11 protein-coding genes and 1 pseudogene are annotated in these 19,535 nt (G+C 74.9%); 8 read left to right on the top strand and 4 right to left on the bottom strand.

Translation table 11 applies throughout. The features are described 5' to 3' along the window. Positions 1–677, top strand: a pseudogene (locus tag BI06_RS34535) (hypothetical protein); the annotation flags it as partial. Here the strand turns inward: BI06_RS34535 and BI06_RS34530 are convergent. Next, complete coding sequence (locus BI06_RS34530) at positions 644–1,180, bottom strand: NUDIX hydrolase (RefSeq protein WP_030394120.1); 537 nt, start codon at positions 1,178–1,180, stop codon at positions 644–646. The pseudogene BI06_RS34535 and the gene BI06_RS34530 overlap by 34 nt on opposite strands. Before the next feature lie 186 nt (positions 1,181–1,366). Here BI06_RS34530 and BI06_RS34525 point away from each other — a divergent pair, with 186 nt between their 5' ends. Beyond that, positions 1,367–2,440: an ATP-grasp domain-containing protein gene (locus tag BI06_RS34525; protein ID WP_043474854.1), complete on the top strand. Its 1,074-nt coding sequence runs from the start codon at positions 1,367–1,369 to the stop codon at positions 2,438–2,440. A 106-nt stretch (positions 2,441–2,546) separates the two neighbouring features. Here BI06_RS34525 and BI06_RS34520 read toward each other — a convergent pair whose 3' ends face one another. Together BI06_RS34520 and BI06_RS34515 are read right to left on the bottom strand one after the other, a co-directional pair. Further along, positions 2,547–6,677: an ABC transporter ATP-binding protein gene (locus BI06_RS34520; RefSeq protein WP_233290406.1), complete on the bottom strand. Its 4,131-nt coding sequence runs from the start codon at positions 6,675–6,677 to the stop codon at positions 2,547–2,549. Positions 6,678–6,962: 285 nt separating this feature from the next. Continuing rightward, entirely contained in the window at positions 6,963–7,679 is a 717-nt protein-coding gene (locus tag BI06_RS34515) for a TetR/AcrR family transcriptional regulator (RefSeq protein WP_030394123.1), read from the bottom strand. 134 nt (positions 7,680–7,813) lie between these two features. Here BI06_RS34515 and BI06_RS34510 point away from each other — a divergent pair, with 134 nt between their 5' ends. The 4 genes from BI06_RS34510 to BI06_RS34495 all read left to right on the top strand — a co-directional run bounded on the left by BI06_RS34510 (position 7,814) and on the right by BI06_RS34495 (position 14,319). Continuing rightward, the gene (locus BI06_RS34510) at positions 7,814–9,535 is read left to right on the top strand and encodes a carboxyl transferase domain-containing protein (protein WP_233290405.1); all 1,722 of its coding nucleotides are present in this window, start codon (positions 7,814–7,816) and stop codon (positions 9,533–9,535) included. Positions 9,536–9,650: 115 nt separating this feature from the next. Then, positions 9,651–11,906, top strand: coding sequence for a biotin carboxylase N-terminal domain-containing protein (locus BI06_RS34505; RefSeq protein ID WP_051742568.1), 2,256 nt, complete (start codon positions 9,651–9,653; stop codon positions 11,904–11,906). Next, on the top strand, positions 11,903–12,922 hold the full coding sequence (locus tag BI06_RS34500; RefSeq protein ID WP_107113465.1) for a hydroxymethylglutaryl-CoA lyase: 1,020 nt from the start codon (positions 11,903–11,905) through the stop codon (positions 12,920–12,922). Before BI06_RS34505 ends, BI06_RS34500 begins: the two co-directional genes overlap by 4 nt. Positions 12,923–13,131: 209 nt before the next feature. After that, positions 13,132–14,319, top strand: a complete 1,188-nt coding sequence (locus tag BI06_RS34495) for an acyl-CoA dehydrogenase family protein (protein ID WP_030394127.1) — start codon at positions 13,132–13,134, stop codon at positions 14,317–14,319. Between the two features lie 400 nt (positions 14,320–14,719). On the opposite strand, the gene BI06_RS34490 is transcribed toward BI06_RS34495, so the two are convergent. Next, positions 14,720–15,199 (bottom strand): universal stress protein, encoded by a 480-nt coding sequence (locus BI06_RS34490; RefSeq protein ID WP_051742585.1) that lies wholly within the window; start codon positions 15,197–15,199, stop codon positions 14,720–14,722. Positions 15,200–15,916: 717 nt separating this feature from the next. Between BI06_RS34490 and BI06_RS34485 the strand changes: the two genes are divergently transcribed. Together BI06_RS34485 and BI06_RS34475 are read left to right on the top strand one after the other, a co-directional pair. Further along, positions 15,917–17,002 carry an HAD family hydrolase gene (locus BI06_RS34485; RefSeq protein WP_107113467.1) on the top strand — a complete coding sequence of 362 codons (1,086 nt, stop codon included), beginning with the start codon at positions 15,917–15,919 and terminating at the stop codon, positions 17,000–17,002. Between the two features lie 1,507 nt (positions 17,003–18,509). Then, the coding region (locus tag BI06_RS34475; protein WP_149030574.1) for a helix-turn-helix domain-containing protein at positions 18,510–19,535 on the top strand (1,026 nt) is incomplete at its 3' end.

The following is a 19,535-nucleotide window of genomic DNA, read 5'->3' as shown; positions in this document are numbered from 1 at the left end:
CGTCCCCCTGGCTCCGGCAGCCGCCGGCCGTCCAGGAGCGGGCGGTCCCGGTGCTGCGGGCGCCCCACGAGGAGCCGCGCACCGCCGTGAGCCGACGGCCCTCGCCGTCGCGCCGCCTCCGCCTGCTGCATCCGCAGACGGTGGCCGCCCCCGTCCGGCCCGACAGCGCGCGCACCGGTCCGGCGCCGGCCACCGGCGCGCCGGTCGTCCCCGGACCGCGCACCGACGGCGACCGGGACGCTCCCCGACCGAGGACGGCGGCGGCCGAGGCCCCGTTGGGCGTGCTGATCGGTGGCACCCCCCAGCTGCCCGACGCCGGCGGGCGCCCGGGCCGTGCCGAGGAGCGGCCCGCCGTCCGGGCGACCGCCGAGCTCCTCCGGCTCGGCCGGGGGACCTGTCTGGTCGTGCTGCCCGCCTGGCGGCCCGCGATCGCCGTCTCGGTACCGACCGAGCTGCTGCTGAGCGCCACCGGCCTCGCCTTCGAACAGCTCACGGAGGCGCGGCTCTCCGTCGTGATCAACCCCGGCGCCCTGCACGACCGGGAGCTGGAGCTCCGGGACTGGCGGGTCGGCCCGCCCGGGCGGCCGGGCCGACGCGGCCGGCGGCGCCCGCTCCAGGCGTTCGGGGCCGACGGGACCGCCGCTCAGGAGCGGACGGACCCACCGTTCGGGATGTAGCCGAGATCGACGGGCCGGGGTTCGCGCCGCTCGGTGAGCCAGCCCTCCCGCACCTCGGCCAGCAGCTCCGGCAGCCGGGGCGGCCAGAGGGCGTCCGCGTTCTCGTCCGCGAGGTCCGCCGGGGTCCACCAGCGCCAGTCGAGGATCCGGTCGGCGGCGTGCACCGCGCTGACGTCGCCGACCGGGCCCCGGTGCGGGCCGTCGGTGAGGTAGATGTGCTCGTGCTGACGGACCGGCGTGCCGTGCCAGGTGAAGTCGTGTTCCCAGGTGCAGAGCAGCGGACCGGGTTCGAGGTCCGACCAGCCGGTCTCCTCCCAGAGTTCGCGGCGCGCCCCCGCCCACGGCGTCTCGTCGGCCTCGATGCCGCCGCCCGGCATGGTCCAGTGCACGCCGACCTCGCTGTTGTCCGAACGCAGGAGGAAGACGGAGCCGTGCTCGTCCAGGACGACCGTCCTGGCGGCCCGGCGTGGGGTCCTTCGCGCGTTTCGCCACAGGTTTCGCATCGGGTCACTCTGCCAGCGGTGCGCTGCGGCCGTCGAACGGATTCCGCCGCCCTCCCGGCCGGTGGCGGCGGCCGGTGGCGACGACGGCCCGGCCGGGCCGGTCAGGGCTGGTCAGGGCCGGTCAGGGCCGGTGGCGTCGGGGTTTTGACGGCTCGACGGGCTGCCCCTGGCCGTACCCTGACGCCCATGCCCGCACCCGCGTTCCTCCTCCCCTCCCATCCGCTGGACCCGCGCCGGATCGATCCCCAGTTCGTCCGGGAGGCCCGGCTGCTGCGGGACCTGGGCGGCGAGCACCACCTGGTCGACCACGACGCGCTGCTCGCCGGTGACGCCCGCGCGGCCGTCGACCGGGTCCCGGCGGGCCGCGGACCGTTCTGGTACCGGGGGTGGATGCTCCCCTCGGACCGCTACGCGGCCTTCGCCGCCGCCTTGGCCGAACGCGGCGGGCATCTGCTGACCAGCCCGCCCGGGTATGCCTCGGCACACGAACTGCCGGGCTGGTACGGGGTGTTCGAGGGGGCGACGCCGCAGAGCGTCTGGCTGCCGCTGGCGGGGGCCGGCAGCGGCAGCGGAGCGGCGGGCGGCGGTGGGGAGGCGAGCGATGGCGCGGACGGGAGCAGCGGTGCGGACGGGAGCGGCGGTGGGGACGGGGCCGGGATCGCGCCGCCCGGTCCGGAGCGGCTGGCGGCGGCCGTCGCCCGGCTCGGCGGGCGGGGACCGGCGATCGTCAAGGACTACGTGAAGTCCCGCAAGGACGAGTGGGGCGAGGCCTGCTTCGTCCCGGAGCTGGCGGACCTTCCGGCCGTGGCCCGGGTGGTCGCCCGGTTCGTGGAACTGCAGGGCCCCTACCTGGCCGGGGGCGTGGTGCTGCGGCGGTTCGAGGAGTTCACCCGGGTGGTGTGGGACGCCGACGACGCGCCGTCCGGTGGTTCCGGGCGGCTCCGGGCCCAGGACCCCGGGCTGCCGGACGACGGCCGGGGCGGGCGACGGCGGGCCGTGGAGTCGCGGGTGTGGTGGCTGGACGGCGAACCGGTGCTGGTCGGACCGCATCCGGACCTGCCCGGCTGCCCGTCCGCCCCCGACCTGTCCGGGGTGCGGCCGCCGGTGCGGACGCTCGGCTGCCGGTTCGTCACCACCGACCTGGCCGAGCGGGCGGACGGCTCCGGCTGGCGGGTGGTCGAGGTCGGTGACGGGCAGGTGAGCGAGCTGCCCCGGGGGATCGATCCTTCGAGGCTGCTGATCGCGCTGCTCGCGGCGTGAACGACCGGGGGCGGGTGGCCGGGGAAGGTGGTTGGGGTGCGTTCGGGGCGGGGCGGGCGGTCGTGAGGACCGCCCGCCCCGCCCCGGCCGCTCACGCCCCGGCCGTTCACGCTCCGGCGATCACGTCCGGGACAGGGGCGGACGCCGTGGCGGACCGGTGGTGCCCCTCCGCCACGAAGGCCTGCCAGAGCCGGGTGTACGCCCCACCCCGGGCCAGCAGTTCCTTGTGCGTGCCGTCCTCGATCACCCGGCCGTGGTCCAGCACGACCACCCGGTCCGCGCGCTCGGCGGTGGTCAGCCGGTGCGCGATGACCAGGGTGGTGCGTCCGCCGCTGAGCCGGTCCGCGGCGTGGTTGACCGCCGCCTCGGTGGCCAGGTCGAGCGCCGCGGTGGCCTCGTCCAGCAGCAGGATGTCCGGATCGACCAGTTCGGCCCGGGCCAGCGCGATCAGCTGGCGCTGACCCGCCGAGAGGTTCCGCCCCCGGCCGGCGACCTCGTGCTCGTAGCCGCCGGACAGCCGGAGGATCATGTCGTGCGCGCCGACGGCACGGGCCGCCGCCTCCACCTCCTCCGGCGAGGCGCCCGGGCGGCCGTACGCGATGGCCTCGCGCACCGTCCCGGCGAACAGGTAGGCCTCCTGCGGCACCACCCCGAGCCGGTGCCGGTACTCGGCGAGGTCGTAGCGGGTCAGGTCGACGCCGTCGACCCGGACGGTGCCGGACGTCGCGTCGTAGAACCGGGCGACCAGCTTGACCAGGGTCGACTTGCCGGCCCCCGTCTCGCCGACCAGCGCCACCGTCTGCCCGGCCGGGATCCGCAGGCTGATGTCGGTGAGGACGGCCGGGGCGCCGTCCGCGCCGCCGTTGTAGGCGAAGCCGACGCGGTCGAACTCGATCTCGCCGCAGAGCCCGGCCGGGACGGGCACCGGGTCGGCCGCCTGCGCGGTGCTGGTCGGGGTGCGCAGCAGCTCGCGGATCCGGCCGAGGCCGACCGCCGCCTGCTGGTAGCCGTCGAACACCTGGGAGAGCTGGTTGACCGGCGCGAAGAACAGGTCGATGTAGAGCAGGTAGGCGACCAGCGCGCCGACGGTGAGCGTCCCGGCGTCCACCCGCGAGGCACCCATGATCAGCACCAGCGCGGCGGCCACGCTGGAGAGGAACTGCACGAACGGGAAGTACAGCGAGATGTAGAGCTGCGCCCGGACCCGGGCGTCCCGGTAGGCGATGCCCCGGGCGACGAAGCGGTCCGTGTTGGCGTCCAGCCGGCGGAAAGCCTGGACGATCCGCATGCCGGCCACGTTCTCCTGGAGGTCCGCGTTGACCGTGCTGATGAGGTCCCGGGAGATCTCGTACTGGGCCTTGGACTTCCGGCGGAACACCAGGGTCGCGACCGCCAGCAGCGGCAGCACCGCGAAGACCGCCAGGGCGAGTCCGGCGTCGATCACCAGCAGGGCGGCGAAGATGCCGAGGAAGGTCAGCAGGCTGACCACCGCCGTGACCACGCCGGTCTGCAGGAACGAGGTGAGCGAGTCCAGGTCGGTGGTCATCCGGGTCATGATCCGGCCGGAGAGTTCACGCTCGTAGTAGTCGAGGCCGAGCCGGTTGAGGTGGGCGAAGATCTTGAGCCGGAGCGAGTAGAGCACCCGCTCGCCGGTGCGGCCGCTGACCCGGTTCTCGGCGCCCTGCACCAGCCAGTCCAGCAGGACGATCACCAGGGCGGCGAGCGAGGCGACGGCGACCCCGGTCATGACGCCCTTGCTGACGCCGTCGTCGATGCCGTGCCGGATCAGGATCGGCAGCACCAGGCCGGCGCCCGCGTCCAGGGCGACCAGGAGCAGCGCCAGGGCGAGCGGGAGCCGGAAGGGGCGCAGCAGGCGGCGGAGGCTGAAGTCGGGGTCTCCCCGCTCGGCCTCGGCGCGGGGGATCTCCGGGTGGTCGGTGGCCGGCGGGAGGGCGGCGACCCGGGCGAGCAGTTCGGGTGCGGCGGTGCGGGCGGCCTTGGCCAGGGCCGGGGTGGGCATGGCGGGGGTGGGGGTGCCCGGGTCGGTGCCGGCGGTGGCGCCGGTGTCCTGGGTGGGTTGCGCGGCGGCGGGCTCTGCGGCGGCGGTTGTGGGCGGCTCGGCCGCTTCGGGTGCCGCCGGGGGTGCGGCGGGGGTGGTCCGGCCCGCCTCGGGGTCGGTGATCAGGGCCCGGTAGCGGGGACATCGGGCGTCGAGTTCCTCGTGCGTGCCGATGTCGAGCAGGCGGCCGTGGTCCAGGACGGCGATCCGGTCGGCCAGCTGGAGGGTGGAGCGGCGGTGGGCGATCAGCAGGGTGGTGCGGCCGGCCATCACCGAGCGCAGCGCGTCGTGGATCTCGGCCTCGATCTGCGGGTCCACGGCCGAGGTGGCGTCGTCGAGCAGCAGGATCCGGGGGTCGGTGAGGATCGCCCGGGCCAGGGCGATGCGCTGGCGCTGGCCCCCGGACAGGGTGAGGCCCTGTTCGCCGACCTTGGTCTCGTAGCCGTCGGGCAGCGCCCGGACGAACTCGTCGGCCTGGGCGGCGCGGGCGGCCGCGACGACCTGCTCGTCGGTGGCGTCCGGGCGGCCGTAGGCGATGTTGGTGCGGACGGTCTCGGAGAAGAGGAAGCTCTCCTCGGGCACGATGCCGACGGCCGACCGGACCGAGTCGAGGGTCAGGTCGCGCAGGTCGTGGCCGTAGAGGCGGACGGCGCCGTCCGCCGGGTCGTAGAACCGGGGCACCAGCTGCGCGACGGTGGACTTGCCCGAACCGGAGGAGCCGACCAGGGCGAGGGTCTCGCCGGGGGCGAGGCGGAGGCTGAGGCCGTGCAGGACCGGGGCCGGGTGCTCGGGGTCGTAGCGGAACTCGACCCGGTCGAACTCCAGCGCCACTTCGGTGGTGAGCGGTCCGACGACGCGCGGGTTCGCGGGCGTGGTGGCGTCCGGGCCCGCGGGCGTGGTGGCGTCCGGACGGGCGGGCGTGGTGGCGTCCGGACCGGCGGGCGTGGTGGCGTCGGGTGCGGCGGTGCCGGCGGCCGGTTCCGCGGCCAGGTCGAGGACGACCGCGTCCGGGCGTTCCCGGACCAGCGGCCGCTCGTCGATCAGCTGGAGCACCCGCTCCACACCGGCCCGGGCCTGCTGGCCGACCGTGATGACCATGGTCAGCATCCGGACCGGGCCGGTCATCTGCGCGACGTAGGTGGAGAAGGCGACGAAGGTGCCGAGCGAGACCTGCCCCTCGACCGCCAGCCAGCCGCCGAAGGCCAGCACCGCCACCTGGGCGAGCGCCGGAACGGCCTGCATGGCGGGGTTGTAGCGGCTGTTGAGCCGGATCGAGCGCAGCCGGGCGGCGAAGAGGTTGCGCGAGGCCGTCTCCAGCTTGTCCAGCTCCTGCCCCTCCTGGCCGAAGCCCTTGACCACCCGCACGCCGCCGATCGCGCCGTCCACGACCCCGGCGACGGCCGCGGCCTCCTGCTGGGCGGCCCAGGTGGAGGGGAACAGCCGCTTGCGGCTGAGCGTCGAGATCCACCACAGCACCGGGGCCATCACCAGCGCGACCAGGGTGAGCGGCGGCGAGAGCCAGAGCATCACGCCGAGCGACATGACGAACATGAGCAGGTAGCCGGTCATCATGGGCAGCATCGAGAGCAGCCCGTTGACCAGTTGGAGGTCGGAGGTCGCGCGGCCGACCACCTGTCCGGTGTCGAGCCGGTCCTGGCGGTGGCCGTCGAGTCTGCCGAGCGAGCGGAAGAGGTCCGCGCGCAGGTCGTGCTGGACGTCGACGGCCAGCTGTCCGCCGTAGTAGCGGCGGACCTGGGTGCAGCCGAACACGACGGCGGCGGCCAGCAGCAGGACGACGGCCCACGGGGCCAGCGGCCGGGAGTGCGCGGTGATGACGTCGTCGATGATCAGCTTGGTGACCAGGGGCACCAGGGCGGTGACGGCCATGCCGAGCAGCGAGGCGCCGAAGGCGAGCAGCACCGCGCGTCGGGAGCGCCAGCAGTAGCCGAGCAGCCGTCGGAGCCAGCCCGCGCCCTCGGGGTCGTCGGCGCCGACCGGCGCGCCGGAGTCGTCGGGGGCGGTCGTGGACGGTCCGTGCTTCCGGTCCGCCCGGGCACGCCCGGCCCCGGGCCTGTCCGGCGAGGTGCCCGCGTCGTTCGTGGCGCCGTCCGCGCCCGGGGTGCCGGTTCGGGTGCCGCTCGGGGAAAGCTCCACCGTAGATCCGTGAGTCTCAGGCATATTTAGGGATGCTAACCATTCCGTCGGGTGACCGCCATGGATTTTCAGGCCAGGACGCGCCGGGGGTCCCGGCCCGACGGACGGGCCAACAGCCTGCGGCCTGCGGTGATTCCCGCCGGGCCGGACCGGCGCTCGTTACCAGGGTCGCCGATGGAGCGGGCGCCGCCCACCGTCCACCGACGCAGGGGGCGGACCGCCCTTGGTCCTAGGCCGGACGTCCGACCCGGCCTGCCCCCGAATGGAGCAACGGCCCCGAGGGGCGGGCGGGGCGGCCGGGCCGGCCGGTCAGGCCCGTGCGGCGTCGGCGGTGTCGGCGGTGGGGTCGGCGGCGGCGTCGGCGGGGGCCGGATTGCCGAGGCCGCTGCGGGCGGCGACGGAGTCGGCGGCCGCCGAGAACGCGCCGTGGGCGAGGTCGTGCAGCAGGGCGGCCATCGCGTCGCGGGTGAGCCCGACGCGCTCGTCCCCCTGGGCGGGGTTCGGGCCGTGGCTGTGCGGAGTCGAGTTGATCAGCCCGAAGACGGCGTGCACGGCCGCCCGGGCGACCGGCTCGGCGGTGGGGGCGGCGAGCGGCGGACAGGCCTGGCGGACCACCTCCACCCAGAGCTCCACGTAGGCGCGCTGGAGGCGGCGGACGGTCCTGCGGTCCTCGTCGCGGAGGTTGAGCAGTTCCCGGTCGTGCAGCGTGATCAGGTCGCGGTCGTCGAGCGCGAAGTCGACGTGGCCGCCGATCAGCGCGTCCAGGGCGGCGGCCGGGCCCTCGCTGCCGCCCGCCCGGCGGCGCCCCTCCTCCAGCAGTCGCTCGCTGATGCCGACCAGCAGGTCGGCGAGCATCGCGTCCTTGCCGGCGAAGTGCCGGTAGAGGCCGGGGCCGCTGATGCCGACGGCCTTGCCGATCTCGTCGACGCCCACGCCGAGGAAGCCCCGGGCCGCGAACAGTCGGGCGGCCTCCCTGCGGATCTGGTCGCGGCGTGCGAGCCCGGAGGCGGATGGGACGTTCGGCATGCCGACCATCGTAGACAGTCGCGTTATCGGTGGTTAACCTGGGCGACGGAAGTTAACGTTCATTAACGTGTGGGGGTCGCGGGCTCACCGGCCCTGTCGGCCCACCTGCCGCCGAGGGCAAGGGAGCTCTTGGGATGGTCATCTCCACTGTCGGCGCACCCACCGGCATCAATGGCAGCGCGGCGGCCGGCACCCCGGCGGGCGGCGCGGCCCACGGCCGCGGCGCACCGGGCGCGGACGCACCGGCGCCCCGGCTCGACACCGCCGCCGACCCCGGGTCCGAGGCGTTCCGGACGAACACCGACGCCCACCGGGCCCTGGTCGCCGAACTCCGCGAGAAGCTCGGCACGGCCGCGCTCGGGGGCGGCGCCAAGGCCCGCGCCCGCCACACCGCGCGGGGCAAACTGCTCCCCCGCGACCGGGTGGACACCCTGCTCGACCCGGCCTCCCCCTTCCTCGAACTCGCCCCGCTGGCGGCCGACGGGATGTACGACGGCGCCGCCCCGGCCGCCGGGGTGATCGCCGGGATCGGCCGGGTCGCCGGGCGCGAGGTGGTGGTGGTCGCCAACGACGCCACCGTCAAGGGCGGCACCTACTACCCGATGACGGTCAAGAAGCACCTGCGCGCCCAGGAGGTCGCGCTGGAGAACCGCCTCCCCTGCGTCTACCTGGTCGACTCCGGCGGTGCCTTCCTCCCGATGCAGGACGAGGTCTTCCCGGACCGCGACCACTTCGGCCGGATCTTCTACAACCAGGCTCGCCTCTCCGCCGCGGGCATCCCGCAGATCGCCGCCGTGCTGGGCTCCTGCACGGCCGGCGGCGCGTACGTCCCGGCGATGAGCGACCAGGCCGTCATCGTCCGCAACCAGGGCACGATCTTCCTCGGCGGACCGCCGCTGGTGAAGGCGGCGACCGGCGAGGTGGTGACCGCCGAGGAGCTGGGCGGCGGCGATCTGCACTCCCGGACCTCCGGCGTCACGGACCACCTGGCCGAGGACGACGCCCACGCCCTCTCCATCGTCCGCACCATCGTCGCCGGGCTCGGCCCGCGCGCCGCCCGCCCGTGGCCGCTCGCCCCGGCCGAGCCGCCGGCCGTCGACCCGGCCGGCCTGTACGGGGCCGTCCCGGTCGACCCGCGCACGCCCTACGACGTGCGCGAGGTGATCGCCCGGCTGGTCGACGGCAGCCGGTTCGCCGAGTTCAAGGCCGAGTACGGCGCGACCCTGGTGACCGGCTTCGCCCGGATCCACGGCCACCCGGTCGGCATCGTCGCCAACAACGGCGTGCTGTTCGCCGAGTCGGCCCTCAAGGGCGCCCACTTCATCGAGCTGTGCGACCAGCGCGGCATCCCCCTCCTCTTCCTGCAGAACATCACCGGCTTCATGGTCGGCCGGCAGTACGAGGCGGGCGGCATCGCCAAGCACGGCGCCAAGATGGTCAACGCCGTCGCCTGCACCCGCGTCCCGAAGCTGACGGTGGTCATCGGCGGCTCCTACGGGGCCGGCAACTACTCGATGTGCGGCCGGGCCTACTCACCCCGCTTCCTGTGGATGTGGCCGAACGCCAAGATCTCGGTGATGGGCGGCGAGCAGGCCGCGTCGGTGCTGGCCACCGTCCGCCGCGACCAGCTGGAGGCCCAGGGCGAGGAGTGGGCCACCGAGGCGGAGGAGGAGTTCAAGCGCCCCGTCCGCGAGCAGTACGAGCGCCAGGGCAACGCCTACTACGCCAGCGCCCGGCTCTGGGACGACGGCGTGATCGACCCGATGGACACCCGGACCGTCCTCGGCCTCGCCCTCACCGCCTGCGCCAACGCCCCGCTCCCGGCGCCCGGCCCGTTCGGCGTCTTCCGCATGTAGCGCTCCGCCCGGGGCGGCGGCCCACCCGATCCGCCGCCCTCCCCGGTGCCCGGCACCCACCCGGTGTCCCGCCACCTCCTTCGTACGGCCCCCTCGACCCGGAGGAACGCCTCCCATGTTCGACACAGTTCTGGTCGCCAACCGCGGTGAGATCGCCGTCCGGGTGATCCGCACCCTGCGGCGGCTCGGCGTGCGCTCGGTCGCCGTGTTCAGCGACGCCGACGCCGACGCGCCGCACGTCCGCGAGGCCGACGTCGCGGTCCGGCTCGGCCCGGCCGACCGCAGCGACAGCTCCGCCGCCGAGACCTACCTGCGGACCGACCAGATCCTCGCCGCCGCCCGCCGGACCGGCGCCCAGGCCGTCCACCCCGGCTACGGCTTCCTCGCCGAGAACGCCTCCTTCGCCCGCGCCTGCGCCGACGCCGGCCTCGTCTTCATCGGTCCTCCTCCCGCCGCGGTCGAGCTGATGGGTGACAAGATCAACGCCAAGGAGGCCGTGCGGACCGCCGGCGTCCCGGTGGTCCCGGGCAGCCAGGCCGCCGCGCCCACCGACGAGGACCTCCTCGCGGCGGCCGACGTGATCGGCTACCCCGTACTGCTCAAGCCCTCCGCCGGCGGCGGCGGCAAGGGCATGCGCCTGGTCCGCGACCCGGCCGAGCTGCCGACCGAGATCGCCGCCGCCCGGCGCGTCGCCCGTACCGCCTTCGGCGACGACACCCTGCTGCTGGAGCGCTGGGTCGACCGGCCGCGCCACATCGAGGTGCAGGTGCTGGCCGACGCCCACGGCACCACCGTCCACCTCGGCGAGCGCGAGTGCAGCCTGCAGCGCCGCCACCAGAAGCTGATCGAAGAGGCTCCCTCCGTCCTGCTCAATGCCGAGACCCGCGCCGCCATGGGCGCCGCGGCCGTCCGGGCCGCCGAGTCCTGCGGTTACACCGGCGCCGGCACCGTGGAGTTCATCGTCCCCGGCATCGACCCGGACTCCCCCACCCCCACGGAGGGCGTGCGGGACTTCTTCTTCATGGAGATGAACACCCGTCTCCAGGTGGAACACCCCGTCACCGAACTCGCCGTCGCCGTGGCCGGCTCGGGGCGGCTCGACCTGGTCGAGTGGCAGCTGCGGGTCGCCGCCGGCGAACCCCTCACCTTCACCCAGTCCGACATCTCCTTCCAGGGCCACGCCATCGAGGCCCGGATCTGCGCCGAGGACCCGGAACGGGACTTCCTGCCCACCGGCGGACGCATCCTGCTCCTCGACGAACCGCGGGGCGAAGGCATCCGGGTGGACTCCGGGGTCGCCCCCGGGACTGTGATCACCAGCTCCTACGACCCCATGCTCGCCAAGGTCATCGCCTACGGGCCCGACCGCCCGACCGCGCTGCGGCGCCTGCGCGCCGCCCTCGCGGACACCCGGATCCTCGGCGTCACCACCAACACCGGCTTCCTGCGACGGCTCCTCGCACACCCCGAGGTCGCCGCGGGACGACTCGACACCGGCCTGGTCGAGCAGACGGCGCAGCGCGATCCCGGACTGCTCGCCTCGCCGTACTCCCCGGCCACCGCGGCCGCGGACCCGGCGACGAGCCCCGAGCCCGCCGGCTCCCTGCCGCCGGAGGAACCGGCACCGGCCCACCTCCTCTACTACGCGGCCGCGCTCGCGCGGCACCTGGACCTCACCCCCGCCGCCGACGCCGACGGCTGGACCGACCCGTTCTCCCTTCCCTCCGGCTGGCGCCTCGGCGGCGACCCCGCCTGGACCACCCACCGGCTCCGCGTCCCCGGCCAGGACCCGGTGTCGGTGAGCATCCGTCCGATCACTGCGAGCAACGTAGCGGAGGCCACCGACAATCCGTCCGGGGCCGCCGCCGAGGTCGAGATCAGGCTCGGCTCCGGACCGGTCCGGCGGGCCCGGGCCGACCGCTCCGACGACGGCCTCCGGCTGACCGTCGACGGCCTGCGGACGGGCTTCGCCCTCGCCGAGGACCGCACCGCCGCGGCCGCCGGACCGGTGACCTGGCTGGGCGTCGACGGCGACGCGTGGCCGGTGCACCGCCACGACCCGGTCGGCGAGGGCGCCGCCGACGGCGCCGCCCACCACGGCGCCCTGACCGCGCCGATGCCGGGCACCGTCACGGTCGTCAAGACCACCGCCGGGGAGTCGGTCCGCAAGGGCCAGCCCCTGCTCGTCCTGGAGGCCATGAAGATGGAGCACGTGATCTCGGCCCCGCACGACGGCACGGTGAGCGAGCTCCGGGCCGCCGCCGGCGCCACCGTCGCGATGGAGGAGCTGCTGGTCGTCGTCACCCCCGCGGAGGCCGCGGCCGAGTCCGGCCCGGCGGCCGACGGGCCCGTCCCGGCGGTGCGGTCGTGACCGCCACCGCGCCGAGAGGCGCCGGCCCCGCGCGCGAACCCGACGCCCTCGACCTGGGCCTGCCCGCCCCGGTCCGCGCCCCCGGCCTGCCCGAGGAGGTCCGGATCCACGAGGTCGGTCCGCGCGACGGACTGCAGAACGAGAGCGCCCTCGTCCCGGTCGGGGTCAAGGCCGAGTTCATCGACCGGCTGGCCGCCGCCGGGCTGCGCACCGTCGAGGCCACCAGCTTCGTCCACCCGAAATGGGTGCCCCAGCTCGCCGACGCCGAGGAGCTGATGCCCCGGCTGGCCGGCCTCCCGGACCGCCACCCCGGGCTGCGGCTGCCGGTGCTGGTACCCAACGAGCGCGGGCTCGACCGCGCGCTGGCCCACCACGCCACCGATGTCGCGGTGTTCGCCAGCGCCACCGAGACCTTCGCCCGCCGCAACCTCAACCGCTCGGCGGACGAGGCGATGGCGATGTTCCGCCCCGTGGTGGAGCGGGCCGCGGCGGCCGCTGTCCCGGTCCGCGGCTACCTGTCGATGTGCTTCGGCGACCCCTGGGAGGGTCCGGTCCCGGTCGCCCAGGTGGTCCGGTCCGGTCTGCGGCTGCTGGAGATGGGCTGCGCCGAGCTGAGCCTCGGCGACACCATCGGCGTGGCCACCCCGGGCCAGGTCACCGACCTGCTCGACGGGTTCGCGGCGGCGGGCGTGCCGGTCGACCGGCTGGCGGTGCACTTCCACGACACCTACGGCCAGGCGCTCAGCAACACCCTGACCGCGCTGCGCGCCGGGGTCACCACCGTGGACGCGTCCGCCGGCGGGCTGGGCGGCTGCCCCTACGCCAAGAGCGCCACCGGCAACCTGGCCACCGAGGACCTGGTGTGGATGCTGCACGGCCTCGGCATCCGGACCGGCGTCGACCTGCGCGCCCTGGTCGCCACCAGCGGCTGGATGGCGCGCCGGCTCGGCCGCCCGAGCCCGTCCCGCACGGTGCAGGCTCTGCTCGACGCCGCCGAGGCCGGCGCCTCGGACTGACCCCGCACCGACCGCACCGACCGTCCCGCCCGTCGGCCGGGCGACTGCCCGCCCGGCCGACGCACCGGTGGACCCGGCCGTTCGACCGCCGACCGGTCCACCCCCGTTCGTCCGCTCTTCGCACTGCCGGCCGTCCGTCACACCCGCACGGACGGCGGTCGCCCCGACCACGCCCGCGCCCACCCCGGCGGGGCCCCAGGAGGATCACCATGCTCGACCACCGGTTGAACACCGAGTACGAGGAACTGCGGCGCACCGTGGCCGAATTCGCCCAGGACGTGGTCGCGCCGAAGATCGGCGACTACTACGAGCGGGGCGAGTTCCCCTACGAGATCGTGCGGGAGATGGGGCGGATGGGCCTGTTCGGCCTGCCGTTCCCGGAGGAGTACGGCGGCATGGGCGGCGACTACTTCGCGCTCTGCCTGGTGCTGGAGGAGCTGGCCCGGGTCGACTCCTCGGTCGCGATCACCCTGGAGGCGGCGGTCTCGCTCGGCGCGATGCCGATCTTCCGCTTCGGCACCGAGGAGCAGAAGCGGGAGTGGCTGCCCCGGCTGACCTCCGGCGAGCTGCTCGGCGCGTTCGGCCTGACCGAGCCCGAGGGCGGCTCCGACGCCGGGGCGACCCGCACCACCGCCCGCTACGACGAGGCCACCGACGAGTGGGTGATCAACGGCACCAAGTGCTTCATCACCAACTCCGGCACCGACATCACGGGTCTGGTCACCGTCACCGCGCTCACCGAACCGCTCGCTCGTTCGAGTGAAGAGGGCGAATTCTCCTCGCCCCGGCGCGAAATCTCCTCCATCATCGTGCCCACCGGGACTCCCGGGTTCCAGGTGTCGAAGAAGTACTCGAAGGTCGGATGGAACGCATCCGACACCCGCGAACTGTCCTTTACCGACTGCCGCGTTCCCGCGGCCAACCTGCTGGGCGAGCGAGGTCGCGGCTACGCCCAGTTCCTGCGGATCCTCGACGAGGGCCGTATCGCGATCGCCGCCCTGGCCACCGGCCTGGCCCAGGGCTGCGTCGACCAGTCCGTCCTCTACGCCGGTACCCGCCGCGCCTTCGGCCGGCCCATCGGCGCCAACCAGGCCATCCAGTTCAAGCTCGCCGACATGGAGATGCGCGCCCACACCTCCCGCCTCGCCTGGCGGGACGCCGCGTCCCGGCTGCTGCACTCGGAACCGTTCAAGAAGGAGGCCGCGATCGCCAAGCTGTACTCGTCGGAGGCCGCCGTCGACAACGCCCGCGAGGCGACCCAGATCCACGGCGGGTACGGCTTCATGAACGAATTCCCCGTCGCCCGCTTCTGGCGGGACTGCAAGATCCTGGAGATCGGCGAGGGCACCTCGGAGGTGCAGCGCATGCTCATCGCGCGGGAGCTCGGCGTCTCCTGAGGCTGCGGCAGGTCCCTGTCCGGCCCTCCGCGTCGTCCGCCGGGGACGACGCGGAGGGCGGGCACCACGGTCGAGAGGGCGCCCAGCGGGGCGCCCGGAGAGAGGAAGGAGTCACCACCGCCGCACCGACAGGGCTGCGGTCAGCACCCCCGGAGCCGGCAGGGCGTCGACCGACCCGGATCTCGGGCCGCTGCGGGCTGCTGCAAGCCGGGATGGCGACCGAGCAGTCGGCCGTGCCCAACGGCGTTCGCACAAGCGGCTGTTCACCACCGCAGACCATCGGCGCGCCGAAGACCTGAGCGCCCTGAGGGTCATGACGGTCGGCCGGTACTCGGCCTGGTTCGTCAACCGGTGCGGCGGCCGCCCACGACGCCGCGGCCCAGGAGCGGCACCTCGGACCTCAGGGGATCACGATCACCGGGCGGTTGGCGCGGCGGGCGAGGCGGCCGGAGACCGAGCCGAAGATCTTGCCGAGCAGGCCGTGCGTGGTGCCGACCACGATCGCGTCGGCGGCGAACTCCCGGCCGACCTCCTCGATCTCGTGGCAGATGTCGCCACCCCGCTCGACCAGGATCCAGGGCACTCCGGAGAGGAAGTCCGCGCAGGCGAGCTCCAGGCCGAGCACCTCCGTCCGGTGGTCGGGGAGGTCCACGAAGACCGGCGGTTCGCAGCCGGCCCACACGGTGGCGGGCAGCCGGTTGGCGACGTGCACGATCACCAGCCCGCACTGCGAGCGGCGGGCCATGCCCACCGCGTAGGCGAGGGCGCGCTCGCTGGACAGCGAGCCGTCGAAGCCCACCACTACACCGTGCTGGAAGGCGGGGTCGCAGGCCTTGGCGGGCGCCTCCCGGACGGCGGCCTCTCCGGCCGCGCCGGGCAGGCCAGCGGTGTCCGGGCGGTCGGCGCCCGGTCCCGGCCGGCCGGTCACCGAGGGCTCCTGGGGGCCGGACCGCCGAGCGTCCCGCCGCTGGCGGGAGCCGGAAGCGGAGCGGCCGCGGCGCGCGAGGTTGCGAAGGGGTCGGGCGAAACCACCGCTCCGGGCGTCCGCGCCCGGTTCCCCCGGTCGGGAGTGCTCAGAACCAGCCATGGCACAAGGCTCTTCGAAGGAGATGGGCCGACAGGAGAGGACAACGCTGCCCGAGCGGCAGGCCCGCCCACGGGAAGTCGTCGGTCTGCACCGAGCACCACCGTTTGTGACCTGTTCCTTTCAGAGTACGTCGGGCGGGGCGTACCGCCCACCCACGCGGCCTCGGGGCGACACTCTTCCCGCGAACGAGGGATGCGCGTGCCGACGGCCGTGCGCCCCTTGCCCGAGCGCGAGAACGCCCCTCCGGCGAAGGAGGTTCCCTGGAGCTTGACTGAGCGGACCGGGTGGCGCAACAGGACTCCGGGACACCGTGACCGGACTGTCATGGATCGATGACGATCCGTTGCGGGCCCGTCACCGGGCAGTGAGGCGGCGCGGGCCGCACGCCGACGCTCGGGACCGTGCGGAGCCGAACGGTCCCGGCACCCGTTTCAGCCAATACGTACGGGTTCGCGACGGCGCCGGGCATTTGCCAGATGCATAGGCGCGGCCGCTGGCACCATGCTCGACATGCCCCTGCTCCTGCTCGACCTCGACAACACGCTGCTCCCCAGGGACGCCGCATTCCGGGCCTGGGCTCAGGATTTCCTGCTCGAACGGGCCCTGCCGCCCGCCGACGTCGAGTGGCTCGCCACCATCGACGGCGGCGGCTACGTGCCGCGCAGCACCGTACTGTCCGCCGCCCGCCGCCGCTACGGCCTGGACGAGTCGCTCGACCGGCTGCTCGCGCACTACCGGCGCGGTATCAACGCCCACATCCACTGCCCGGCGCGCAATCTCGACGCGCTCCGGGTCGCGCGCGCCGCCGGGTGGACGCTGGGCATCGTCAGCAACGGCGGCACCGGGGCCCAGTTGGAGAAGATCCGGCGGACCGGCCTCGGGCCGATGGTCGACGGCTGGGTGATCTCGGAGGAGGCCGACTGCCTCAAGCCGGACCCGCTGATCTTCGAGATCGCGGCGCAGCGGTGCGGCGTCGCACCGACCGGGGACTGGGCCTCGCACACCTGGATGGTCGGGGACCACGCCCCCGCCGACATCGCCGGTGCCGAGCTGGCCGGGCTGCGGAGCGTCTGGCTGCACCACGGCCGCCCCTGGGCCGAGCCCGGCTACCGGCCCACCCTCAAGGCGGCCGGTCTGCCGGAGGCGGTCGGGCAGGTGCTGGCCGCCCGCGGTGCCCCGTCGCCCCGGCCGGCGGTGCGGGCCGGGGCGACGGGTGGGCGGCGCGGGTCGTTCGCGAGCCGGCCGGCCGTGGGCCCGTCGGTTGCGAACCGGTCGTTCGTGAGTCGCTCGGTCGCGAGCGCGGCTGCCGTGGAGCCGGGTCCGACGGCGCAGAGCGGCGCGCACCACGGCGTGCAGTTCTTGCCGTCCGCCCTGGACGGCGGGCATGCGCCTTCTGTCGCGCACGCCGACGGCGATGCCTCGTCCGTCGCGGCGGCCGGATCCGCTGTCCGAAACCGGTCCGACGGGTTTGCCCGGCGGCCCGACGGCCGCCCCGGAACGACGCCGCCGCCGGTCCCGCTCCCCGTCCGGCCGGCGTCGCCGCCCTCGCCGCCGGCTCCGGACGCCTCGGAGCCGAGCCCGGCCCGCGCCGGGTAGCGCCTCACGCGTCCCGGCGGCACCCCGGAGCCCACAGCTCGACCGACCCGCCGACCGACAGGCCGACCGATCCGCCGCCCCGGTCGGCCCGAGGGCGGACGACCTCACCCTCCGTCAGCAGTTCGATCCGGAAGCGGCCACCGGTCCGGCGGGAGCCCGGGGTCGGGCCGGCGCCGGCCGGACCGGTCACGCCCCGATCGACCGGGCCGGGGTCCCGCCCGGCCCCGCCCGCCGACTGCCTTCCGACCGCCCCGCCGAACCGGGATCGACACCGTCAGTTCCGGTTCCGGTACGGCCTGTTCGTGTACGGGCTGGCCGACCCGAGGTCGCCCCTCACCGCAGACCGGCCTCCGCGCGGACATCGTGGCCGGTCCGGCGCCCGCACGAGGCCGCCGCCGTTGGCCGGTTCGAGCCGGCGGCGATCTCTGCGGGAGCCCGGTGACGCGACGTCACCAGTTCCCGTTTCCCGGCCCCGGCACTGGCCGAATGAAGCCTGGGCGGCGCATGCTCCGGGGCTGTGCGCCCCTTGCGTGCACCGCCGATTTTCGGTCAATCTCGCCCGGGTCCCCTGCCCTTGGGCAAATCCGCAGCCCAGGCGCACCGGCCGGGTGCGTCGGAGCCGGACGCCCCAGGACCCGTCCCGCGACAACCAGCCACCGTTGCACCGACCCTCTTCCCAGAAGGGTCGACGGGTGCCACGCTTCGTGATCGAATGCATCACGCCAAATTGCCATGTCGACATAGCGTCGGATGGTGAACTTGTCACAACGGCAACGGTCCACCCGATAGATTCGATCTTGGCCAGCAGTGCCGCACCACCACACCACACCACCGAGGGGGCTTGAGCGCCTTGAGCAGGGTGAGCAGGAGCGACGCGGGTCCTGACAGCGGCCAGCCCGTGGCCGGCATCGTGGGTCGTTCCGCGAGAGGCACCGGCTCCCAGGCCTCCACCGCCAACACCCGTCACTCCGGCACCGCCTCGTACCCCTCCTATTCCACTGCGGCCCCGGCAGCCCCTGGCGCACCTTCCGCACCAGGCGCCACAGCCGGTCCGGGCGCACCGTCGGGCGCGGGTTCCCCGTCCTTCCCGGTCACCCCGGAGCACGGCGGACGCCCCGTCAGTCGATCCGGCGTCAGCCACGGGGGCGGGTACGGAGCGGGTCCGGACGGCCGGACCGGGGCGTCGGTTACCGGCCATTCCGGCAATCACCAGACCGCCCACCAGACCGCCCACCAGAGCAGCCACCAGAACGGGCACCCGGGCGCCCACCAGAGCGGCGGCGGCCACCCCGGCAACGGATACGGCCACGCCGGCCCGGAGGGCGGCTACGCGACCTTCGCCGCCACGGGAGCGCCCGGACAGGGCCTCGGCGCGGTCGCCCACGGCATGGTGGGCGCGGCGGCCTCCGCCGGGCCGCTCGGCCTCGGCGCGACCGGACACGGCGGCACCGGCCACGGCGGCCACGGCGGTGCCTCGGCCGGCCTCAACGGCTCCTCGACGCCCGCGATGGCGTCCTCCCCACGCAAGCTCTCCGGCCGTCGGCGCCGGGAGACCGTCGCCGTCCTGATCTTCGGCGGCGCGCCGATCTTCGAGAGCTCGATCCCGCTCTCGGTCTTCGGCGTCGACCGCCAGGACGCCGGGGTGCCCCGGTACCGGCTGCTGGTCTGCGCCGGCGAGGAGGGCCCGCTCGCCACCACCGGCGGCCTCACCCTCTCGGCCCCCTACGGGCTGGAGGCGCTCGCCCGGGCGGGCACGATCGTCGTCCCGGCCTGGCGCTCGATCTCCCAGCCGCCGCCGGTCGAGGCGATCACCGCGCTGCGCAAGGCGCACCACGAGGGCGCGCGGATCATCGGCCTGTGCACCGGCGCGTTCGTCCTGGCGGCCGCTGGCCTGCTGGACGGCCGCCCGGCGACCACGCACTGGATGTACGCGCCGACCCTGGCCAAGCGCTACCCGCGGGTGCACGTGGACCCGCGCGAGCTGTTCGTCGACGACGGCGACGTGCTGACCTCGGCCGGCACCGCCGCCGGGATCGACCTCTGCCTGCACGTGGTGCGCAGCGACCACGGCGCCGAGGCGGCCAACGCGCTCGCCCGCCGCCTGGTGGTGCCGAGCCGGCGCAGCGGCGGAGGACAGGCCCAGTACATCGATCAGTCTTTACCTGAGGAGATCGGCAACGACCCGCTGGCCGAGGTGGTCACCTGGGCGCTGGAGAACCTCAACCAGCAGTTCGACGTCGAGGTGCTGGCGGCTCGCGCCTACATGAGCCGGCGGACCTTCGACCGGCGGTTCCGGACGCTGACCGGCAGCGCCCCGCTGCAGTGGCTGATCACCCAGCGGGTGCTGCAGGCGCAGCGGCTGCTGGAGACCTCGGAACTGTCGGTGGACGATGTCGCGCGTCGTTGCGGCTTCCGCTCGCCGGTGGCGCTGCGCGGGCACTTCCGCCGTCAGCTCGGGGTCTCGCCGGCCGCGTACCGGACGAGCTACCGGGCCCGTCGGCCCGGTGCGTCGGCGCAGGTCCCCGCCGGGTCG

The sequence above is a fragment of the Kitasatospora sp. MBT66 genome (genome assembly GCF_000710405.2).
In the GTDB taxonomy this organism is placed as follows: domain Bacteria; phylum Actinomycetota; class Actinomycetes; order Streptomycetales; family Streptomycetaceae; genus Kitasatospora; species Kitasatospora purpeofusca.
Note: the sequence above shows the minus strand (reverse complement) of the source record. Positions and strands in the feature narration are given on the sequence as shown.

Coding starts and splice junctions, on each gene's coding strand:
- BI06_RS34530 (WP_030394120.1), bottom strand. CDS start 1,180: ATGCGAAACCTGTGGCGAAACGCGCGAAGGACCCCACGCCGGGCCGCC.
- BI06_RS34515 (WP_030394123.1), bottom strand. CDS start 7,679: ATGCCGAACGTCCCATCCGCCTCCGGGCTCGCACGCCGCGACCAGATC.
- BI06_RS34485 (WP_107113467.1), top strand. CDS start 15,917: ATGCCCCTGCTCCTGCTCGACCTCGACAACACGCTGCTCCCCAGGGAC.
- BI06_RS34510 (WP_233290405.1), top strand. CDS start 7,814: ATGGTCATCTCCACTGTCGGCGCACCCACCGGCATCAATGGCAGCGCG.
- BI06_RS34520 (WP_233290406.1), bottom strand. CDS start 6,677: ATGCCTGAGACTCACGGATCTACGGTGGAGCTTTCCCCGAGCGGCACC.
- BI06_RS34495 (WP_030394127.1), top strand. CDS start 13,132: ATGCTCGACCACCGGTTGAACACCGAGTACGAGGAACTGCGGCGCACC.
- BI06_RS34505 (WP_051742568.1), top strand. CDS start 9,651: ATGTTCGACACAGTTCTGGTCGCCAACCGCGGTGAGATCGCCGTCCGG.
- BI06_RS34525 (WP_043474854.1), top strand. CDS start 1,367: ATGCCCGCACCCGCGTTCCTCCTCCCCTCCCATCCGCTGGACCCGCGC.